The sequence below is a fragment of the Streptomyces sp. NPDC059002 genome, from assembly GCF_042740435.1.
Lineage (GTDB): Bacteria > Actinomycetota > Actinomycetes > Streptomycetales > Streptomycetaceae > Streptomyces.
Genome location: NZ_JBHYJI010000009.1, coordinates 57,085 through 74,600 on the forward strand (window position 1 = coordinate 57,085; position 17,516 = coordinate 74,600).

At 72.8% G+C, this 17,516-nt stretch carries 16 protein-coding genes; 10 read left to right on the top strand and 6 right to left on the bottom strand.

Annotation, left to right across the window (positions count from 1 at the left end; genetic code table 11):
• Positions 1-117: 117 nt before the first annotated feature.
• The 3 genes from ACFWZ2_RS11010 to ACFWZ2_RS11020 form a co-directional block, all read right to left on the bottom strand.
• The gene (locus tag ACFWZ2_RS11010) at positions 118-723 is read right to left on the bottom strand and encodes a hypothetical protein (protein ID WP_384544653.1); all 606 of its coding nucleotides are present in this window, start codon (positions 721-723) and stop codon (positions 118-120) included.
• Positions 724-892: 169 nt separating this feature from the next.
• The gene (locus ACFWZ2_RS11015) at positions 893-1,717 is read right to left on the bottom strand and encodes an MOSC domain-containing protein (RefSeq protein WP_384544655.1); all 825 of its coding nucleotides are present in this window, start codon (positions 1,715-1,717) and stop codon (positions 893-895) included.
• Between the two features lie 45 nt (positions 1,718-1,762).
• Positions 1,763-2,188, bottom strand: a complete 426-nt coding sequence (locus ACFWZ2_RS11020) for a DUF6643 family protein (RefSeq protein WP_384544657.1) — start codon at positions 2,186-2,188, stop codon at positions 1,763-1,765.
• A 315-nt stretch (positions 2,189-2,503) separates the two neighbouring features.
• Between ACFWZ2_RS11020 and ACFWZ2_RS11025 the strand changes: the two genes are divergently transcribed.
• Positions 2,504-3,802, top strand: coding sequence for a TerD family protein (locus ACFWZ2_RS11025; RefSeq protein ID WP_384544659.1), 1,299 nt, complete (start codon positions 2,504-2,506; stop codon positions 3,800-3,802).
• Positions 3,803-3,806: 4 nt separating this feature from the next.
• Here the strand turns inward: ACFWZ2_RS11025 and ACFWZ2_RS11030 are convergent, their stop codons facing one another.
• Positions 3,807-4,994: a glycosyltransferase gene (locus ACFWZ2_RS11030; protein WP_384544661.1), complete on the bottom strand. Its 1,188-nt coding sequence runs from the start codon at positions 4,992-4,994 to the stop codon at positions 3,807-3,809.
• Between the two features lie 58 nt (positions 4,995-5,052).
• Between ACFWZ2_RS11030 and ACFWZ2_RS11035 the strand changes: the two genes are divergently transcribed.
• Together ACFWZ2_RS11035 and ACFWZ2_RS11040 are read left to right on the top strand one after the other, a co-directional pair.
• Positions 5,053-5,841, top strand: a complete 789-nt coding sequence (locus ACFWZ2_RS11035) for a glutamate racemase (protein ID WP_384544663.1) — start codon at positions 5,053-5,055, stop codon at positions 5,839-5,841.
• 96 nt (positions 5,842-5,937) lie between these two features.
• Positions 5,938-6,486 carry a hypothetical protein gene (locus tag ACFWZ2_RS11040; protein ID WP_384544665.1) on the top strand — a complete coding sequence of 183 codons (549 nt, stop codon included), beginning with the start codon at positions 5,938-5,940 and terminating at the stop codon, positions 6,484-6,486.
• Here ACFWZ2_RS11040 and ACFWZ2_RS11045 read toward each other — a convergent pair.
• Positions 6,467-7,543 carry an O-antigen ligase family protein gene (locus tag ACFWZ2_RS11045; protein ID WP_384544667.1) on the bottom strand — a complete coding sequence of 359 codons (1,077 nt, stop codon included), beginning with the start codon at positions 7,541-7,543 and terminating at the stop codon, positions 6,467-6,469. The genes ACFWZ2_RS11040 and ACFWZ2_RS11045 overlap by 20 nt on opposite strands.
• 219 nt (positions 7,544-7,762) lie before the next feature.
• On the opposite strand from ACFWZ2_RS11045, the gene lnt reads away from it, so the two are divergent.
• The 7 genes from lnt to ACFWZ2_RS11080 all read left to right on the top strand — a co-directional run bounded on the left by lnt (position 7,763) and on the right by ACFWZ2_RS11080 (position 15,776).
• Complete coding sequence (lnt, locus tag ACFWZ2_RS11050; RefSeq protein WP_384544669.1) at positions 7,763-9,394, top strand: apolipoprotein N-acyltransferase; 1,632 nt, start codon at positions 7,763-7,765, stop codon at positions 9,392-9,394.
• A 48-nt stretch (positions 9,395-9,442) separates the two neighbouring features.
• Complete coding sequence (locus ACFWZ2_RS11055; RefSeq protein WP_384544671.1) at positions 9,443-9,922, top strand: NUDIX domain-containing protein; 480 nt, start codon at positions 9,443-9,445, stop codon at positions 9,920-9,922.
• A gap of 115 nt (positions 9,923-10,037) precedes the next feature.
• Entirely contained in the window at positions 10,038-10,748 is a 711-nt protein-coding gene (locus ACFWZ2_RS11060; RefSeq protein ID WP_384544673.1) for a hypothetical protein, read from the top strand.
• Positions 10,745-11,380: a hypothetical protein gene (locus ACFWZ2_RS11065; protein WP_384544675.1), complete on the top strand. Its 636-nt coding sequence runs from the start codon at positions 10,745-10,747 to the stop codon at positions 11,378-11,380. The genes ACFWZ2_RS11060 and ACFWZ2_RS11065 overlap by 4 nt, the downstream gene beginning before the upstream one ends.
• Positions 11,381-11,409: 29 nt before the next feature.
• The gene (locus ACFWZ2_RS11070) at positions 11,410-12,591 is read left to right on the top strand and encodes a methyltransferase (protein WP_384544677.1); all 1,182 of its coding nucleotides are present in this window, start codon (positions 11,410-11,412) and stop codon (positions 12,589-12,591) included.
• A 124-nt stretch (positions 12,592-12,715) separates the two neighbouring features.
• A complete protein-coding gene (locus ACFWZ2_RS11075) occupies positions 12,716-15,106 on the top strand; it encodes a phosphoketolase (RefSeq protein WP_384544867.1) in 2,391 nt (796 codons plus the stop codon).
• A 52-nt stretch (positions 15,107-15,158) separates the two neighbouring features.
• Positions 15,159-15,776: a DUF4232 domain-containing protein gene (locus ACFWZ2_RS11080; protein WP_384544678.1), complete on the top strand. Its 618-nt coding sequence runs from the start codon at positions 15,159-15,161 to the stop codon at positions 15,774-15,776.
• 10 nt (positions 15,777-15,786) lie between these two features.
• Here ACFWZ2_RS11080 and ACFWZ2_RS11085 read toward each other — a convergent pair whose 3' ends face one another.
• Positions 15,787-17,310 (bottom strand): M28 family metallopeptidase, encoded by a 1,524-nt coding sequence (locus ACFWZ2_RS11085; protein WP_384544680.1) that lies wholly within the window; start codon positions 17,308-17,310, stop codon positions 15,787-15,789.
• Positions 17,311-17,516 lie beyond the last annotated feature (206 nt).

A 17,516-nucleotide genomic window follows, 5' to 3' on the forward strand; every position in this document is an offset into this window, starting at 1 on the left:
TGCTGTGCCGATGCGCAAGGAGCCGAAGAGTTCGGCCGGTCCACCGTAGCGCGCGCGGGCAGGGCGAGTTGACCCGATGCCCAGGCTCTCACCTGCGTGACCGCGTCCGCCGGCCGGTCAGGAGCCGGTGCCGGTCCTGCCCCAGTCGGGGCCCGCCTTGTCCCAGGCCTGGTCCCAACGGGCATAACGCCCGCGCACGATGCGCCACAGGAGCAGCTTCCTGGTGCCCTCGATGAGTCCCACGGTGGCCGTGGCCGCGCCGAATCCGGCGAGGACCGCGTGTGTCGTCGCGGTCGCGCTGTCCAGCGGGCGGCCCACCACACGGCCGTGCTCGTCGGTCCAGAGCAGGAACCGGTCGCCGGGGTCGGGGTCCTTGAGGTCGGACATGACCACTCCGGAGCGCTCGGTGCCGTCGGGCGCCGTCCAGTGGGCCAGCACGCGGTGGTGCGCGTCGCGCGCCGACGAGGTCTCCGGGTCGGGGTCGAGCGGGGGAGAGGCGACCTTCCGGGTGACCGTGGCGGGCAGCTCGTGGCGGTCCTCGCGCTGGTGCCGGACCGAGGTCAGCAGGGCGTCGCGGGTCAGATCCGTGGTGACGGCCGCGGCCACGGGCACGGCGACGACGATGAGGATCAGGGCGGCGAGGGCCAGCCAGGCCTCGACGAGGTCGGTCCCGCGGCGCAGCGGATTGCGCCGCCAGCGCCAGAGTCCGGCGATCGCTCGCACAGTCCTGCACCCCCTTCCGCGTCCGTCTCAACCGGAACGGCACGGCCCACGCTCAGGTGGCGGGAAGAGAGAGCGACATCACCTCGAAGCCGCCCTTCGTCACCCTCTCTATGATTCCACGTCGCCCAACGTCCGTGCCTCGCCCCCGAGTTCCCCACCCGGGCGGCGATCATTCCAGGATCGTGAAGGGATCACCGACGCGAATGATTCCGGTCGATTCGGGCACCAGATGCTGGCCGAAGACGAGTTGGTCGCCGAAGCGGCGGTGCCGGGCGAGCGTGCGCAGCGGCTCCTTGCCCCGCTCCGCGGTGTCCTGGTCGGTGGTGGTCACCACGCAGCGCCCGCACTTCTTGGCGACGCGGAAGGTGACGTCCCCGATGGCGACGCGCGACCAGTCGTCCTCGGCCCAGGGCGGGGTGCCGTCCACCACCACGCTCGGCCGGAAGCGGTTCATGGGCAGCGGGCCCTCGTCGGCGTGATCGCCCTGCGCGATCAGTGAGTTCAGGGCGTCGAGCGAGGAGAGCGTGGCGAGCATCAGCGGATAGCCGTCCGCGAAGCTGACGGTCTCGCCGTCCTTGGCGTACGCGGGGTCGATGGGGCGGCGCTTCTCGGGGGCGTCGAGGTGCACGAGGCGCACCTCCGCGTCGAGATGGGCGCTGAACCAGGCGCCCGCCGCGGCGTCGGCGGGCACGGCCTCGACCTTGTCGCGCCAGATCTCCACCGGGACGGTCTCGATGGGCTCGGGCACCGCGATCGTCAGCGGCTCGCGCCCGGGCGCGGACACGCGAATGCCGCCGTCGGGCAGTTGCTCGACGGCGGCCAACGCCATGCGCGGATGCGGTCGTTGCGAGACGAACCGCCCGTCGCTGTCGACCAGCAGCCATCGACGGTCACCCGCGAGCCCCCAGGGCTCCACGGCGGCCTCACGCGGAGCGTGCCCCCGAGCCGCCTTGAGGGGGTGGACATGGATCGACTGAAGTGCTGGTTTCGACATGCGGCCATCCTGCCAGCAGCCACTGACAGGGATGTCCGCGGGCGATCAGTAGCCGCGGTAGGGGCGGTTGTACGGATCCTCGTACGGCGCGGGGGCGGGGCGGGGCGCCGCCGGGCGCATCGCCTCATAGCCCGTGCCGGTGGCCGGCCGCTGGGGCTGGGCGCCCGGGTAGCCGCGGGGGCCCGCCGTCTGCTGCGGGATGTACGGCGCGGGGGCCTGCTGCAGCGGGGCGGGCTGCGGGGCCGACTGGTAGCCGTAACCCGGGTTGGGGTGGGAAGGGGCGGCCGGGAGCGCGGGCAGCGCGGCCGGGAGGGCGGGCAGGTGACTGCCGGTGTCGTACGCGGAGGGAACCCGAATCGGGGCGATCTGAGGAGTGCCCCGCTCTGCGACGAGAGAGTCGTAGATCGGAGTGTCCGGGAAGGACGGCGCGGAGTAGTAACCGCCGCCATAGGTGGAGCGGGGGGAGGTCATGCTCCATAAGTTAAGCCCTTGATGTGCTGGTTGGGGAGACCGATAAGAGGGTTGTTTTACGTGTCGGCAGTGACTGTGGATCCCCAATGCGAGCGAACTTGGGAAAATCGGTCGCCGAACGACGTAGGGATCGTGTAAAGGCCGAGTTCCGGGCGGGTTACCCGCGGTTGACGGAGGGGCGTCCGACGGCTTTTCGAACGTGGTGTCGAAAGGCGGTGGAAGGCGCCCGTGCGGCACTTCGGGTTCCGGGTAATAGGTTGGCCATGAACGAATCGGCGGCCCCGCCGGACGCGGCGACTTGCGATGGGGGCGGACATGACAATGCCTAAAGGATCGAATGTTCCCGTACCGGCACCTGCGGTGCGGGTCGAATTGGGGTGGGGCACCGGCCCCGGTGCGCCCGACGCGGACGCGTCCGCGCTGTTGTTGGCCCCTTCGGGAAAGGTCCGCTCGGACGCGGACTTCGTCTTCTACAACCAGCCCGCGCACTCCTCCGGCGCGGTGCGGCACGAGGGCAAGCAGCGGACCGGCGCCGGCGTGACCGACGTGCTGGCGGTCGACCTCGCGCGCGTGGAGCCCGGGATCGAGACCGTGGTGCTCGCGGCGTCGGCCGACGGCGGCTCTTTCGGACAGATTCCCGGCTTGTACATCCGCGTGCTCGACGCGGCGAACGGCGCCGAACTCGCGCGCTACGACAGCGCGGACGCGACCGTCGAGACGGCCTTCGTACTCGGTGAGCTCTACCGGCGCCAGGGCGCGTGGAAGTTCCGCGCCGTGGGCCAGGGATACGGCAGCGGACTCGAAGGGCTCGCGACGGACTACGGCATCACGGTGGACGAACCGCAGCAGGCCGCGCCCGCCGCACCGCCCGCCGCGGCCGCAGCCCCACCGGCCCCGCCCGCCGCCCCCCTCGCACCGGCACCCGCTGCCCCGGCCGCGCCGCCGCCCCCGCCGCCCGCCGCGTCGCCCGAGCCCGTGCGCCTCACCAAAGTCACCCTGACGAAGGACGCGCCGTCCGTCTCCCTCAAGAAGCAGGGCGGCACCTCCGGCGGCATGCGCGTGAACCTCAACTGGCAGGTGCGCAAGCAGTTCAAGGGGTGGGGCGCCAAGCTCGGCAGGGCCGTCGCCATGCACGCCGACCTCGATCTCGACCTCTGCGCGCTCTACGAACTGGCCGACGGCCGCAAGGGAGTAGTCCAGGCGCTCGGCAACGCCTTCGGAGCGCTGCACCAGCCCCCGTACATGCTGCTCGACGGCGACGACCGCACCGGCGCGGTCAGCAGTGGCGAGAACCTCACCATCAACCTCGACCACATCAAGGACTTCCGACGCATCGTCATCTTCGTGACCATCTACGAGGGCGCGCGCAGCTTCGCCGACCTCAACGCCACGGTCACCCTCCAGCCGCAGCACGGCGCCCCGGTGGAGTTCTCCCTCGACGAGTGCACGGTGCCCTCCACCGTGTGCGCGCTCGCCCTCCTCACGAGCGAAGGCGGCGACCTCGTCGTCCAGCGCGAGGCCCGCTACCTCGTCCCCGACCGCGGCGTCAGCCCGCAGCGCACCATCGACCACGCCTACGGGTGGGGCATGAACTGGACGCCCGGCAGGAAGTGACCGCTCAGCGCTGCTCGGGCGCGGCCTCCGCCGTGGTGTCGGGACGCGCGTACGTGCGTCCCTTCCACGCCGCGCCGCGCCCCCTGTAGTGCTGCACCGCCGAATCGACGGTCATCAGGAGGTACAGAAACGCGGTGCCGGGCAGCAGCGGGGCGAGCCAGAGGGGCTGCCGGTAGTAGCGCAGCATCGGTGCGTACGTCGCGGTCATCACCAGCCAGGCGAGGCCACCGGCCGTCGCCGCGGCCACGTTCCGCGTCGCCAGGCCCGCGAACAGGGCGACCGGCGGGGCGAGATAGACCAGGGCGAGACCCGCGACCGTGCCGATGAGCAGCAGCGGGCTGTGCCGCAGCTGCGCGTACGCACTGCGCGACACCATCCGCCACAGATCGCCCAGGCGCGGATACGGGCGCACGCTGTCGACGCGCTCCGCGAGGCCGAGCCAGACGTGGCCGCCGGAGCGCTTCACCGCACGCGCCAGCGCCACGTCGTCGATCACCGCGTGCCGGATGGCGTCCGGGATCCGCGCCCGCTCGGCCGCGTCCGCGCGCAGCAGCACGCAGCCGCCCGCCGCCGCGGCCGTCCGAGAGCCCCTGCGCGCGATCCACCGGAACGGATAGAGCTGCGCGAAGAAGTAGACGAACGCCGGGACCACCAGGCGCTCCCAGACGCTCTCCACCCGCAGCCGGGCCATCTGCGAGACGAGATCGAAGCCGCCCGTGCCCGCGGCGGCCACCAACTCCCGCAGGCTGTCCGGTTCATGGGCGATGTCCGCGTCGGTGAGCAGCAGATACTCGGGCCCACGCGCGCGTGCCAGGCCGATGCCGTGACGTACCGCCCAGAGCTTGCCCGTCCAGCCCGCGGGCGGCTCACCGGGGGAGCCGACGGTCAGCGGCAGGCCGCCGTGGCGCTCGGCGAGGGCGCGGGCCAGGTCGCCCGTACCGTCCGAACTGCCGTCGTCGACAAGGAAGATCTCGGCCCGCCCCGGATAGTCCTGCGCAAGCAGCGAGGGCAGGCTCTCCGGCAGCACGGCCGCCTCGTCGCGGGCGGGGACGACGACACAGACCGAGGGCCAGCGGGAGGGTTCCCTGCGCGGTGGCAGGCGCACGTCCGTACGCCAGAAGAAGCCCTGCCCCAACAACAGCCACAGCCACACGGCAAGCGATCCGGCGGCGGTCCACGCAACGGCGCTCATCCGCCGAAGTCTGCCCCACGCCCCGGTGCCTGTGGGGCCCATCGACTATGGTGACCGGGTGAAGATCGCGCTCATGGACTCCGGAATCGGACTGCTCGCCGCGGCCGCCGAGGTGCGCCGCCTGCGGCCGGACGCCGAGCTCGTTCTCTCCTCAGACCCCGACGGACTGCCGTGGGGACCGCGCACCCCGGAGGACGTCACCAGGCGCTCCCTCACCGTCGCCGAGGCCGCGGCGGCCCACCGCCCGGACGCGCTGATCGTCGCCTGCAACACCGCTTCCGTGCACGCGCTGCCGGCACTGCGGGCCCGCCTGGAGCCCGGCCTCCCGGTGATCGGGACCGTACCGGCGATCAAGCCCGCCGCCGCGAGCGGCGGTCCCGTCGCCATCTGGGCCACCCCGGCCACCACCGGCAGCCCCTACCAGCGAGGCCTCATCGAGGAGTTCGCGGGCGGCGTCGCCGTCACCGAGGTGCCCTGCCCGGGCCTCGCGGACGCCGTGCAGTACGCCGATGAGCGGGCCATCGACGAGACGATCGCCGCCGCGGCCGCCCTCACCCCGCGCGATGTAAGGGTCGTCGTCCTGGGCTGCACCCATTACGAGCTGGTCGCTGAGCGTATTCGCGCCGCCGTTCAGCAGCCCGGCCTGCCGCCCCTCGTCCTGCACGGTTCCGCCGGAGCGGTCGCCGCGCAGGCGCTGCGCAGGATCGGCGAGCTGCCCGGCGCGCGGCCCGCTGCCGTGCCCCCTGGCCTGACGGTTCTGCTCAGCGGGCGCGCGGAGCCGCTGCCCCAGGCGGCACTCACGTACGCCGAGGGGCGCATGCTCGCGGCGGTCAGCCCGGCGCTCTGAGCCCGCGTACCCACCGGCGTCCGGGGCCGTGATCCGGAAGGAGTAACTCTCCGCGACGCGGTGCCTTCGCAGTGGAACGTGAGTAGTCTCGATGGCATGACGGACCACGCCCCCGAGGAGCGGGCCGCGACCGACGGCCCGCCCGACGTCTGGACCGGACGCGCGACCAACCGCGTGCAGTGGCTGCTGGCCTGCGCGGGCGCCGCCTGCATGGCGCTCGGCATCGAGCTCGCGGTCGACTCCATGTGGACATCGGGCATCGCGCCGCTCGCCATGTCCGTCGTCGGCTGCATCGCCGTCGGGCTCCTGATGCTCTTCGGCACGCTCGCCTTCGTCCATGTGGCCGTCAAGGTCGACAAGGACTCCCTCGAAGTGCGCTGCGGCCACCTCGGCCTGCCGCGCCGCCACATCCCGCTCTCCCACGTCGTCGGCGCCGAGTTCGCGCCCGCCGTCACGCCCCGGCAGTGGGGCGGCTGGGGGTACCGCTGGCGGCCGGAGAAGGGCACCGCCGTCGTGGTCCGCCGCGGGGAGGGCGTGGTGCTCAGCCTCGGCGACGGACACAAGTTCACGGTCACCGTCGACAACGCCGAAGCGGCGGTGCGCGCCATCAGGGCCCGGCTGAGCCTCACGGGGAACGCGGCGTAGCTCCCGCCCCGACCGTCCCCGCGCCGTCCGGCGGCTCGTCCGTCAGGGGCCGTGCCGTCGCGATCCCCGCGAGCAGTCCCGCGCCCGTCGTCACCGTCGTCATGCTGAGCGCGTTACCCACCGCGGCCACCGCCGTCAGCGCGGTGAGGGCCACGCCCGCCGACAGGACGACCTGCGTGGAGCGCGGGGAACGCCACAGGGCGTAGAGCAGCCAGCAGAACACCGCGGCGAGCAGCGCCACCCCGACGACCCCCTGCTCGGACGCCAGCTGCAGCGGCGCCGAATGCGGCTTGCCGTCGGACAGGACGTCGTCGGCCGTCAGGGGACTCACGTCGCCGTACCGACCCGGGCCGACGCCCATGGCGGGCTCGCGTTCGGCGATCCCGAGGGCGTCCCGCCACAGCAGCACGCGATGCCGGCCGAGCTGCCCCTCCAGGGGCGCCGTGAGCCCGCCCGGCAGCGTCCGGTCGGCCACCGCCAGGGACACCCCGGTCACCAGGAGCGTCGCGACCGCGAGGGCCGACAGGGCGGGCGCCCTGCGCCGGGCGAGTGCCGCCGCCAGGGAGCAGAGCAGGACGAGGGCGCATCCGGTGAAGCCGGCCGGGGAGCCGAGCGCGGCGGCGGCCCCGGTGATCCCCGCGGCGAGCAGCCGCAGGGCCACGCGCGCCGCGGGAGTGCGGGCCGCCCACGCCGCGCAGCAGGCCGCGCCGGTCGCCAGGATCAGCAGCGCGGCGGTGGCACCGGCGTGGCCGAGCGGGGATGCGGGGCCGAGTGCGACGTGTGGGGCGGCCGCGGCCAGACCGAGTCCCGCGAGCGCGCCCGCGCAAGGGGCGGCGACCGGGAGCAGGGCCCCGCAGATCCGGCCGCCCGCATAGCCCGCGGCCACCGCGAGCACCGCGAGGAGGACGCCTTCGGGGCTGCCACCGTGCACTCCGGCGGTGATCAGCGACCAGGCGGCGCACGCGCCGAGCAGCGCCACGCCCGTCGCGTCGGACGCGCCCCGTCGCTCGTACGCCTCTGTCGGACCGGCCGCAGCGGCCGTCCCCGTTGACCCCACCCCGTCGCCCCCCGGTGTCTGACGGGCCCCGGACGGCGCGGATGGCGCGAGCGGGTTCGGCGCCGCGCGGACCGGCCGTACGTCCGGGACTCGGCCACACGCTAACGGTTGGCGCCGTGGTCCGGGAGCCAGTTGCGCAGGAACGATACGGCGGGGGGCGCGCGGAAGCCGTGCCGACCGCGCTGTCGGTGCCCAGGTGAGGCGCCGTACACTCCCCGGGTGACCGCCACCACCACTCCCGTGGACGAGCCGGGCCGGCTCGCTCCGGGGCCCGCGCAGGCCTCCCGTGCCGCGCGTGTCCTGCGACGTCTCGTGCCCGCCGCCGCGGCGGCCCTCTCCGGAGTGCTGCTCTACGTCAGCTTCCCGCCCCGCACCCTGTGGTGGCTCGCTCTGCCCGCCTTCGCGGTCTTCGCGTGGTGTCTGCGCGGCCGGACCTGGAAGGCGGGGTTCGGACTCGGCTATCTCTTCGGGCTCGGCTTCCTGCTGCCGCTGCTCGTCTGGACCGGAGTCGAGGTCGGCCCGGCGCCGTGGCTCGCGCTCGCCGCCATCGAGGCAGTCTTCGTCGCCCTGGTGGGAGCGGGCGTCGCGGCCGTCTCACGGCTGCCCGGGTACCCGCTGTGGGGGGCCGCCCTGTGGATCGCGGGGGAGGCGGCACGCGCGCGTGTGCCGTTCAACGGCTTCCCCTGGGGGAAGGTCGCCTTCGGCCAGGCCGACGGCGCGTTCCTGCCGCTGGCCGCGCTCGGCGGCACCCCCGTCCTCGGGTTCGCGGTCGTGCTCTGCGGCTTCGGGCTCTACGAGATCGTGCGGCAGGTCCACGCGGCCCGTGACGCCGACGGCGTGCTGGACGTGCGCGGCGTGCGGCGCGGGGCGGCGGCCGCGGCCGTGCTCAGCGTGCTGGTTCCGGTCGCCGGGGCCTTCGCGGCGCGCCCGCTCGTCAGCGACAAGGCCGAGGACGGCACCGCGACCGTCGCCGCCGTCCAGGGCAACGTCCCGCGCGCGGGCCTCAACTTCAACGCGCAGCGCCGCGCGGTCCTCGACCACCACGTGCGCGAGACCGAACGCCTCGCCGCGGAGGTGAAGGCGGGCAAGGTCGCCCGCCCGGACTTCGTCCTGTGGCCGGAGAACTCCTCCGACATCGACCCGTTCACCAACCCCGACGCGCGCATGGAGATCGAGGACGCGGTCAAGGCCGTCGGGGTGCCCGTCTCGGTGGGCGGCGTCGTCGAGACCAAGGACGACAAGCTCTACAACGAGCAGATCCTGTGGGACCCGAAGAAGGGCCCCACGTCGACGTACGACAAGCGGCAGATCCAGCCGTTCGGCGAGTACATCCCGCTGCGCTCCTTCATCGGCCTGCTCAGCGACGACATCGGCAAGGTGCGGCAGGACTTCAGCCGGGGCAGCAAGCCGGGCGTCTTCACCATGGCGGGCACCAAGGTCGGCATCGCCACCTGCTACGAGGCGGCCTTCGACTGGGCCGTGCGCGACACCGTCACCCATGGCGCGCAGCTGCTCTCGGTGCCGAGCAACAACGCCACGTTCGACCGCAGCGAGATGACGTACCAGCAGCTCGCGATGTCCCGGATCCGCGCGGTCGAGCACAGCCGCGCCGTCACCGTCCCGGTCACCAGCGGCGTCAGTGCCGTGATCATGCCGGACGGCGAAGTGGTCGCGAAGACGAAGTGGTTCACCGCCGACACGCTCGTCGAGGAGGTCCCGCTGCGCTCGTCGCAGACGCCCGCGACCCGGCTCGGCGTCCTGCCCGAGGGCATTCTCGTGCTGATCGCGGCCGGCGGACTCGGCTGGGCCGTGACGAACGCGGTGCGGGCCAGGAGGGCCCGGCAGGGGTAACACCCGTTGTGGGCAAAGGCGATGGCGGGACGCCGTTAGGGTCGGTGCATGGCTACTCCTGATTTCATCACCACGCTCCGGGCCGACGCGGGGCAGCAGTTGCTGTGGCTCCCCGGAGTCACCGCCATCGTCTTCGACGACGAGGGAAGAGTGCTGCTGGGACAGCGTGCCGACAACGGCAAGTGGTCGGTGATCGGCGGGATCCCGGACCCGGGGGAGCAGCCCGCGGAGTGCGCCGTGCGCGAGGTGTACGAGGAGACGGCGGTGCGCTGCGTGGTGGAGCGCGTGGTCATGGTGCAGGCGCTGCCGCCCGTCACCTACCCCAACGGCGACACCTGCCAGTACATGGACATCACCGTGCGCTGCCGTGCCGTCGGCGGCGAGGCGCGGGTCAATGACGACGAGTCGGTCGACGTGGCGTGGTTCGAGGTGGACGCGCTGCCCCGGCTGCACGAGTTCTCGGAGCACCGGATCAAGCTGGCCCTTTCGGACAGCCCCACCTGGTTCGAGCAGTCCGCCGGGGAGTGAGGGCGGGCCCTGGTCCGGTGCGGGACGTGGTGGGTGTCACGGACAGCGTGCATCGTGCACCGATAGGGTCCTGCCGGTGGCGCCGCCACCGTGCGCGGAAGGCGGAGGTCGGACAGTGGGGCGGAGAGCCTATGCCCAGGGACTGCGGGGCCTCGCCTGCGTCCTGATGGCCTGGCAGGTCTGGCTGGTGTGGCACATCAGCACTTACGACGCGTCGACGGTCGAGTGGTCCTGCGACGGCACGGGCGGCTGCAGCAGCGAGCAGTTCGCGGGCATGGCGCCGTTCGTCGGGATCGGCTCCGCGATCCTGCTCGGCCTGCTGGCGTCGCGGTTCCTGCAGCGCGCCACGGCGGGTGTGGTGATCATGCTCTGCGCGGCCGCCGCGGCCATCGGCTGGTACGACGCGGTGGACGCGGGGCGCGTCGGCCGCGCGACGGTGACCGACTTCCACCTCGTCCTGCCCATCGAGAACCTCTCCGTGTCGGCCTGGCTCACCTTCCTCTGGTCGGTCGCCGGGGCGGGCTGTCTCGCCGCGTGCTGGGGCGCCGCCGTGAGCGTCCGCCGCACCGCCGTGCTGCGCAGGCTCTCCCGCAGGTACACCACCGCCGAGGCGGAGCTGGCGGGCTGGCGCACCGTCAGCCGCTCGTACGGCGAGGCCGTCGTCGTCTTCAGGGACGCCGGGGGACAGGAGCACCAGGTGTCCACCGTCGTCGAGCGCATCGCCCTCGACCGGCCCGTCCTCGCCGTGTACGACGCGGACCGGCCCGCCGATCCCGACCGCACCAGGGTCGCCGTCCCCCGCAAGAGGATGCTGCGCATCTCATGACCGCCCTGACTCCTTCCGCACGCGGATTCGCCGCGCTCCCCGTCCTCGCGGGCGCCGCCGTCGTGGCCGTCGCGCTCGCCACCCTGGCGCAGGGGCTGATCGGCGGCACCACCTGGGTGCTCCTGACCGGACTCACCGCCACCGCACTGGTCCTGACCGTCCTGGGCGGCCTCGCCGACGACGGCTACGGGCCCGGCGTCGCCGCGGGACTGCGGTCCGGCGGGCCGCGCGCCTACGCGCCCGCCGTCGTGCACTCGGTGCACGCGGAGGAGCGCAGGACCGGGGCGGCCGTCCTGGACGGACGGGACAGGAACAGCGTCTTCGTGTTCGACCTGACGGTCGTTCCCGACGAAGGACCCGCCTACCGGGTCGCGGTGCGCCACCCCCTGGACCTGCAGGACCTGTTGCACCGCGACAGGGCCGTCGTCGAGTACGACCCGCAGCAGCCGTGGCGGGTCGTCCTGGCGAACGATCCGCCGCGCACCTGGCTGGCCCGCGCGCAGCGGCTCGACGAGGAGACGGCGCGGGTCGCGCCGGGGCCCGCCCGCGGTCTGCCGCCCGGCGCGCACGTGCTGGCGACGGGTGCGGTGCTCGCGGCGCTGCTGGTGGTGCTGGTGCGGCTGGCGGGCTGAGCGGGGCGCTCCGTTAGCCTGAGGGCACGATGAACGACCGTTTGAGCACGTCATGGGGCACGTACGACCTCACCCGCTTCCCCGCGGACCCCCGCGACCGGCTGCGTGCCTGGTCAGCGGCCGACGCCTATCTGCTGCGGCACCTCGCGGGCGAGGAGGGGGCCCCGGCCGTCGACCTTGCGGGGACGGTGGCCATCCTCGGTGACCGCTGGGGTGCGCTGACCACCGCACTCGCGGAGTACGCGCCCGTGCAGATCACCGACTCCTTCCTGGCGCGCGAGGCGACCCGGGCCAATCTGGCCAGGGCAGGCCGCACCCCGGACGAGACGCGGCTCCTGACGAGCAGGGACACCCCGCCCGCGCCCGGCAGCGTGGACGTCCTGCTGGTCCGCGTGCCCAAGAGCCTCGCGCTACTGGAGGACCAGCTGCACCGGATCGCGCCCGCCCTGCACGAGGGCACGGTCGTCGTCGGCACGGGCATGGTCACCGAGATCCATACCTCGACACTCGAGGCGTTCGAGCGGATCGTCGGGCCGACGAAGACCTCGCTGGCCCGGCAGAAGGCGCGGCTCATCTTCTGCACGCCGGACCCGTCCCGCGCGACGGGGCCCAGCCCCTGGCCGCGCACGTACACGCTGCCTGCCGACTCCGGGGCGGGCGCGGGCCTGACCGTCGTCAACCACGCCGGGATCTTCTGCGCCGACCGGCTCGACATCGGCACCCGTTTCTTCCTGCAGCATCTGCCGCGCGCCCGCGGCGGGGCGCATGTGGTGGACCTCGGGTGCGGCAACGGCGTGCTCGGCACCGCGGCCTCCGTCGCCGACCCCGACGCCACGGTCACCTTCATCGACGAGTCCTTCCAGGCCGTCGCCTCCGCCGAGGCCACCTTCCGGGCCAACGCGGCGCCGGACGCCAAGGCCGCGTTCGTGGCCGGGGACGCGCTCGCCGCCGTGCCGCCCGGGACCGTGGACCTGGTCCTGAACAATCCGCCCTTCCACAGCCATCAGGCGACGACCGGCGCGACCGCGTGGCGCATGTTCAGCGGTGCCCGCGCCGCGCTGCGCCCCGGCGGCGAGCTGTGGGTCATCGGCAACCGTCACCTGGGCTACCACGTGCAGCTGCGCAAGCTCTTCGGGAACGCGCAGGTCGTGGCGAGCGACCCGAAGTTCGTGGTGCTGCGGGCGGTGAAGGGGGAGCGCGGCGGCCGGTGACGGCCGACGGATGCGGGTGACGGCCGCGGACCGGGGGAGCAGAGTGGGGCGTACGAGGGTGGTCCGCGGCGGAGCCGCGTGCGACTGACCGGGGGGTCGCGGGGCACCCGCGCCCAGTGCACCCCTGTCGTCGCACCTCCCGTCGTCCCGAGGAGCACCCGTGGTGAAGGACCGCCTGGCAGCCCTGGACGCCCACTGGCGAGCCGCCAACTATCTGGCCGTCGGCCAGATCTACCTGATGAGCAACCCGCTGCTGACCGAGCCGCTGCGCCCCGAGCACATCAAGCCACGCCTGCTCGGCCACTGGGGGACATCGCCCGGGCTCAACCTCGTCCACACCCACCTCAATCGCGTCATCACCGAACGCGACCTGAACGCGCTGTGCGTATGGGGCCCCGGGCACGGCGGCCCCGCGGTGCTCGCCAACTCCTGGCTGGAGGGCAGCTATACGCAGACCTATCCGGACATCACCCGGGACGCGCAGGGCATGGCGAAGCTGTTCCGCCAGTTCTCCTTCCCCGGCGGGGTGCCCAGCCACGTGGCGCCCGAGACGCCCGGCTCGATCCACGAGGGCGGTGAACTGGGCTACTCCCTCGCGCACGCCTACGGAGCCGCCTTCGACAACCCCCACCTCCTGGTCGCCTGCGTGATCGGCGACGGCGAGGCGGAGACCGGGCCGCTCGCCGCCTCCTGGCACTCCACCAAGTTCCTCGACCCGGTCCACGACGGCGCGGTCCTGCCGATCCTGCACCTCAACGGCTACAAGATCGCCAACCCGACCGTCCTCGCCCGCCTGCCCGAGGCCGAACTCGACGCGCTGCTCAAGGGATACGGCCACGACCCGCTGCACGTCACCGGGGACGAGCCGCGGCAGGTGCACCGGGACCTGGCCAAGGCCATGGACCGGGCCCTGGACCGCATCGCCCGCATCCAGCAGGCCGCCCGCGCGGCAGGCGGGCACGAGGGCAGGGCCCGCTGGCCGGTGATCGTGCTGCGCACCCCCAAGGGCTGGACGGGACCCGCGACGGTGGACGGCACACAGGTCGAGGGCACCTGGCGCGCCCACCAGGTCCCGCTGTCCGGCGTACGCGAAAACCCGGAACATCTGCGGCAGTTGGAGGCCTGGCTGCGCTCCTACCGCCCGCAGGAACTCTTCGACGCGCACGGTCGTCCGACCGCGGAGGTCCTGGACTGCATCCCCGTGGGCCGACGGCGTCCGGGAGCCAATCCCCACACCAACGGCGGCGTGCTGACCCGGACCCTGCCGCTGCGCCCGCTGGAGGAGTTCGCCGTCCCCGTCGACAAACCCGGCACGACCCTGCACGAGCCGACCCGGGTACTCGGCAAACTCCTCGCCCGGATCATGGCCGACACCGCCGAGCGGCGCGACTTCAGGGTGGTGGGCCCCGACGAGACAGCCTCCAACCGGCTCGATGACCTCTTCCAGGCCACCGGCAAGGCCTGGCAGGCACCGACCCTGGACACCGACGAGCACCTGGCCCGCGACGGCCGCGTGATGGAGGTCCTGTCCGAACACGTCTGCCAGGGCTGGCTGGAGGGCTACCACCTCACCGGCCGGCACGGCCTGTTCTCCTGCTACGAGGCGTTCGTGCACCTCGTCGACTCGATGGTCAACCAGCACATCAAGTGGCTCAAGACAGCGCGCGCCCTGCCCTGGCGCGCACCCGTGCCCTCCCTCAACTACCTGCTCACCTCGCACGTCTGGCGCCAGGACCACAACGGCTTCTCGCACCAGGACCCCGGCTTCGTCGACCACGTCCTCAACAAGAGCCCCGACGTCGTCCGCGTCTATCTGCCGCCGGACGCCAACACGCTGCTCTCGGTGGCCGAACACGCCCTGCACAGCCGCGACTACGTCAACGTGATCGTGGCGGGCAAGCAGCCCTGCTTCGACTGGCTCTCCCTGGACCGGGCCCGGGCGCACTGCGCGCGCGGCGCGGGCGTGTGGGAGTGGGCGGGCACCGACGACGGCACCCGCGACCCGGACGTCGTGCTGGCCTGCGCGGGCGACGTGCCCACCCAGGAAGTCCTCGCGGCGGCCGCCCTGCTGCGCGAGCACCTGCCCGAACTCGCCGTGCGGGTCGTCAACGTCGTCGACATCGCCCGACTGATGCCCCGCGAGGAACACCCGCACGGCATGCCCGCATCCGAGTACGACGCGCTCTTCACCCGCGACAAGCCGGTGATCTTCGCCTACCACGGCTACCCCTGGCTCATCCACCGCCTCGCCTACCGCCGCACCGGCCACCCGAACCTGCACGTGCGCGGCTACACCGAGGCGGGCACCACGACCACACCCTTCGACATGGTCGTCCGCAACGACCTGGACCGCTACCGGCTCGTCATGGACGTCATCGACCGCGTCCCCGGCCTCGCCGTACGCGCCACCGCGGTACGCCAGACCATGACCGACGCCCGCACCCGCCACCACTCCTGGATCCGCGCACACGGCACCGACCTGCCCGAAGTCGCCGACTGGGCATGGCCCTTCTGACTCCCCTACGATCACGTGCCGGGTGGTGCGGCACGAAGGGGGAAGCGGAGCGATGCGTACGATGCCGGGCTCGCGAGGGGTGCTCGCGGCGGCGCTCGCCGTGACGGCGGCCCTGACGGCCACGGCCTGCGGGACGTCCGGCGACGGCGACGACCGCGGGGCCGGGGCGGCCGTGCCGTCGTCGGTACCGGCCGAGCCGACCACCGCGAGCCCCGCCGCCGAGCCCACGCCGACGCCGTCCCGCACGGACCTGCCGCCCGCCTGCACCGGAGCCACCACCGAGGCGCGTGTCGCCGACGACCCCGAGGGCGACCTCATGCTGACCGCCACCAATACCGGCGGAGCGCCCTGTGTCGCCTTCGGGGCGCCCCGCCTGAAGATCGGGGACTCCTCGTCGGCCGTCTCCGCGCCCCGCGACACCGCGCCACGGGAACCGGTGACGCTCGGTCCCGGCGAGTCCGCGTACGCGGGCATCCTCATGGCGTGGGAGCCCGATGATTACGTCACCGTCGACAAGGTCTCCCTGACCTTCGCGGCCAACGGGGCGGGGCGTGGCACGGCGGGGCCGCCGGTGACCGTCGCGCTGCCGGGGCGGACGCCGTACGAAGAGCTGGACGCCGAGGTCACGTACTGGCAGCGGAGCCGTGCCGACGCCCACGTCGACGGGTGACGAGGGGGGGCTATGACTTGAGCGAGCTCAGGTCATGCGCGTACGTGCCCACCGCGTTCGCGATCACATCGATGTTGAGGTCGAACGCCTTGATGTCGATGTTCTTCAGGGTGTCGCCCGGGCCGTGGTAGTTGGGGTCGAAGGCCACGCCCGCGGTGCCGCCCCACTTCGCCGCCTGCTCCGGGGTCTTGATCTCCTCGGCGCCGGTGTAGGTGCCGCCCGCGGGGATGCCGACCGCGATGAACGGGCCGTAGTCGGAGCGGCCGTCGAAGTCGTAGCCCTCGGTCTGGATGCCGTGCTTGCCGAGGTACTTCTCGATCAGCTTCTCGATCTGCGCGGAACCGGCCGGGCCGGGGCCCGCGCCTTCCTTGTCGGAGTCGTCGCCGTCGTAGGTGAGCCACGCCGGGTTGGGCGAGGCGATCATGTCGAAGTTGAGGTAGAGCTTGATGTCCTTCTGCTGCTTGGCGCTCAGCTGCTTCACGTAGTGCTCGGAGCCGAGCAGGCCGATCTCCTCCGCCGACCACCAGGCGAAGCGGACCTTGTGGGTCAGCTTCTTGCCGCCGTCGGTCGCCTTGGCGAGCTTCTGGGCGACCTCGATCAGACCGGCCGAGCCGGAGCCGTTGTCGTTGATGCCGGGGCCCTCGGGCACCGAGTCCAGGTGGGCGCCCAGGGCCACCACCTGGTCGGCGCGGCCGCCGCGGGTCTCCGCGATGACATTGCGGGTCTTGCGGTGGGTGGTCGTGGTGGCGACGTCCAGGTTCACCTCGACCTCGCCCTTGGCGAGGTCCTCGGCGAGCTTCTCGCCGTCGGCCTTGCTGAGACCGGCCGCCGGGATGTGCGCCTGGGACGGGTCGCCGACGCTGCCCGCGGCCGGCTTGTCGCCGGAGTGGTTGTAGACGAGGATGCCCGCGGCGCCCGCCTGCGCGGCGGCCGCCTCCTTCTCGGCGTAGGTGCAGGTGCCGCGCTTCACCAGGGCGATCTTGCCGGTGAAGGTGTCGGTCTTGTAGTCGTCGGGGGTGCAGCCGGGGGTCTCGTCCACCCGGGCCGCGGCCAGCTTCGCCGTCAGGCCGCCCTGCGGCGTTGACTTGCTGAACTCGAAGGCCTTGGTGGCGAGTTCGCCCTGGCCGGGGGAGCGGAGCGTGAGCTTCTCGCGCTGCGTGGCGGACTCGGGGAACGTGAAGTTCTGGTACGAGACCTGGTAACCGGCCTTCTTGAGCTGGTCGTGGACGTACCGGGCGGAGGCCTCGTGGCCCGGCGTGCCCGCGGCGCGGTTGCCACCGTTGGCGTCCGCTATCTCCTGGAACTTCTCCAGATGGCGGTAGGCGCTCTTGGCGGTGGACTTCTTCACCAGCTTCTTCGCCAGCTTCTTGGCCTGCTTGGTCTGCTTGGCCTGATCCGTCTGCCTGGCGCTCTGCGCCGTGCTCTGGTGTCCGTGTCCTTCGGCGCCTGCCTGAGGTGCGGCGGCGAACAGGATCGGGACGGCGACAGCCGCGGAGATGAGGGCTGCCGTGGACCGGGTGCGGGGTGCGCGCACGAGTGTCCTTCCTGGGTGGTGCCGTGATCGCGAGTGATCACGAGTGATCGAGTGCGAGGAAGGTAGCCCGGAACAGCGGCAGTTCAGAACAGTTTTCCGGCCATTGCAATGGTGCCTTCATCCTGCCGTCATCCACAGGGCAGCGACGTCCGTGCGGAGGCGCCGTCCGGCAGGGCCTCGCCTCACACATCGAGGGGCTGTGTCGT

Bases quoted from the DNA above. Each gene is read 5' to 3' on its own strand.
- ACFWZ2_RS11015 (WP_384544655.1), bottom strand. From the start codon at position 1,717: ATGTCGAAACCAGCACTTCAGTCGATCCATGTCCACCCCCTCAAGGCG.
- ACFWZ2_RS11055 (WP_384544671.1), top strand. From the start codon at position 9,443: ATGGCTACTCCTGATTTCATCACCACGCTCCGGGCCGACGCGGGGCAG.
- ACFWZ2_RS11065 (WP_384544675.1), top strand. From the start codon at position 10,745: ATGACCGCCCTGACTCCTTCCGCACGCGGATTCGCCGCGCTCCCCGTC.
- ACFWZ2_RS11040 (WP_384544665.1), top strand. From the start codon at position 5,938: ATGACGGACCACGCCCCCGAGGAGCGGGCCGCGACCGACGGCCCGCCC.
- ACFWZ2_RS11080 (WP_384544678.1), top strand. From the start codon at position 15,159: ATGCGTACGATGCCGGGCTCGCGAGGGGTGCTCGCGGCGGCGCTCGCC.
- ACFWZ2_RS11030 (WP_384544661.1), bottom strand. From the start codon at position 4,994: ATGAGCGCCGTTGCGTGGACCGCCGCCGGATCGCTTGCCGTGTGGCTG.
- ACFWZ2_RS11020 (WP_384544657.1), bottom strand. From the start codon at position 2,188: ATGACCTCCCCCCGCTCCACCTATGGCGGCGGTTACTACTCCGCGCCG.
- ACFWZ2_RS11025 (WP_384544659.1), top strand. From the start codon at position 2,504: ATGACAATGCCTAAAGGATCGAATGTTCCCGTACCGGCACCTGCGGTG.
- ACFWZ2_RS11070 (WP_384544677.1), top strand. From the start codon at position 11,410: ATGAACGACCGTTTGAGCACGTCATGGGGCACGTACGACCTCACCCGC.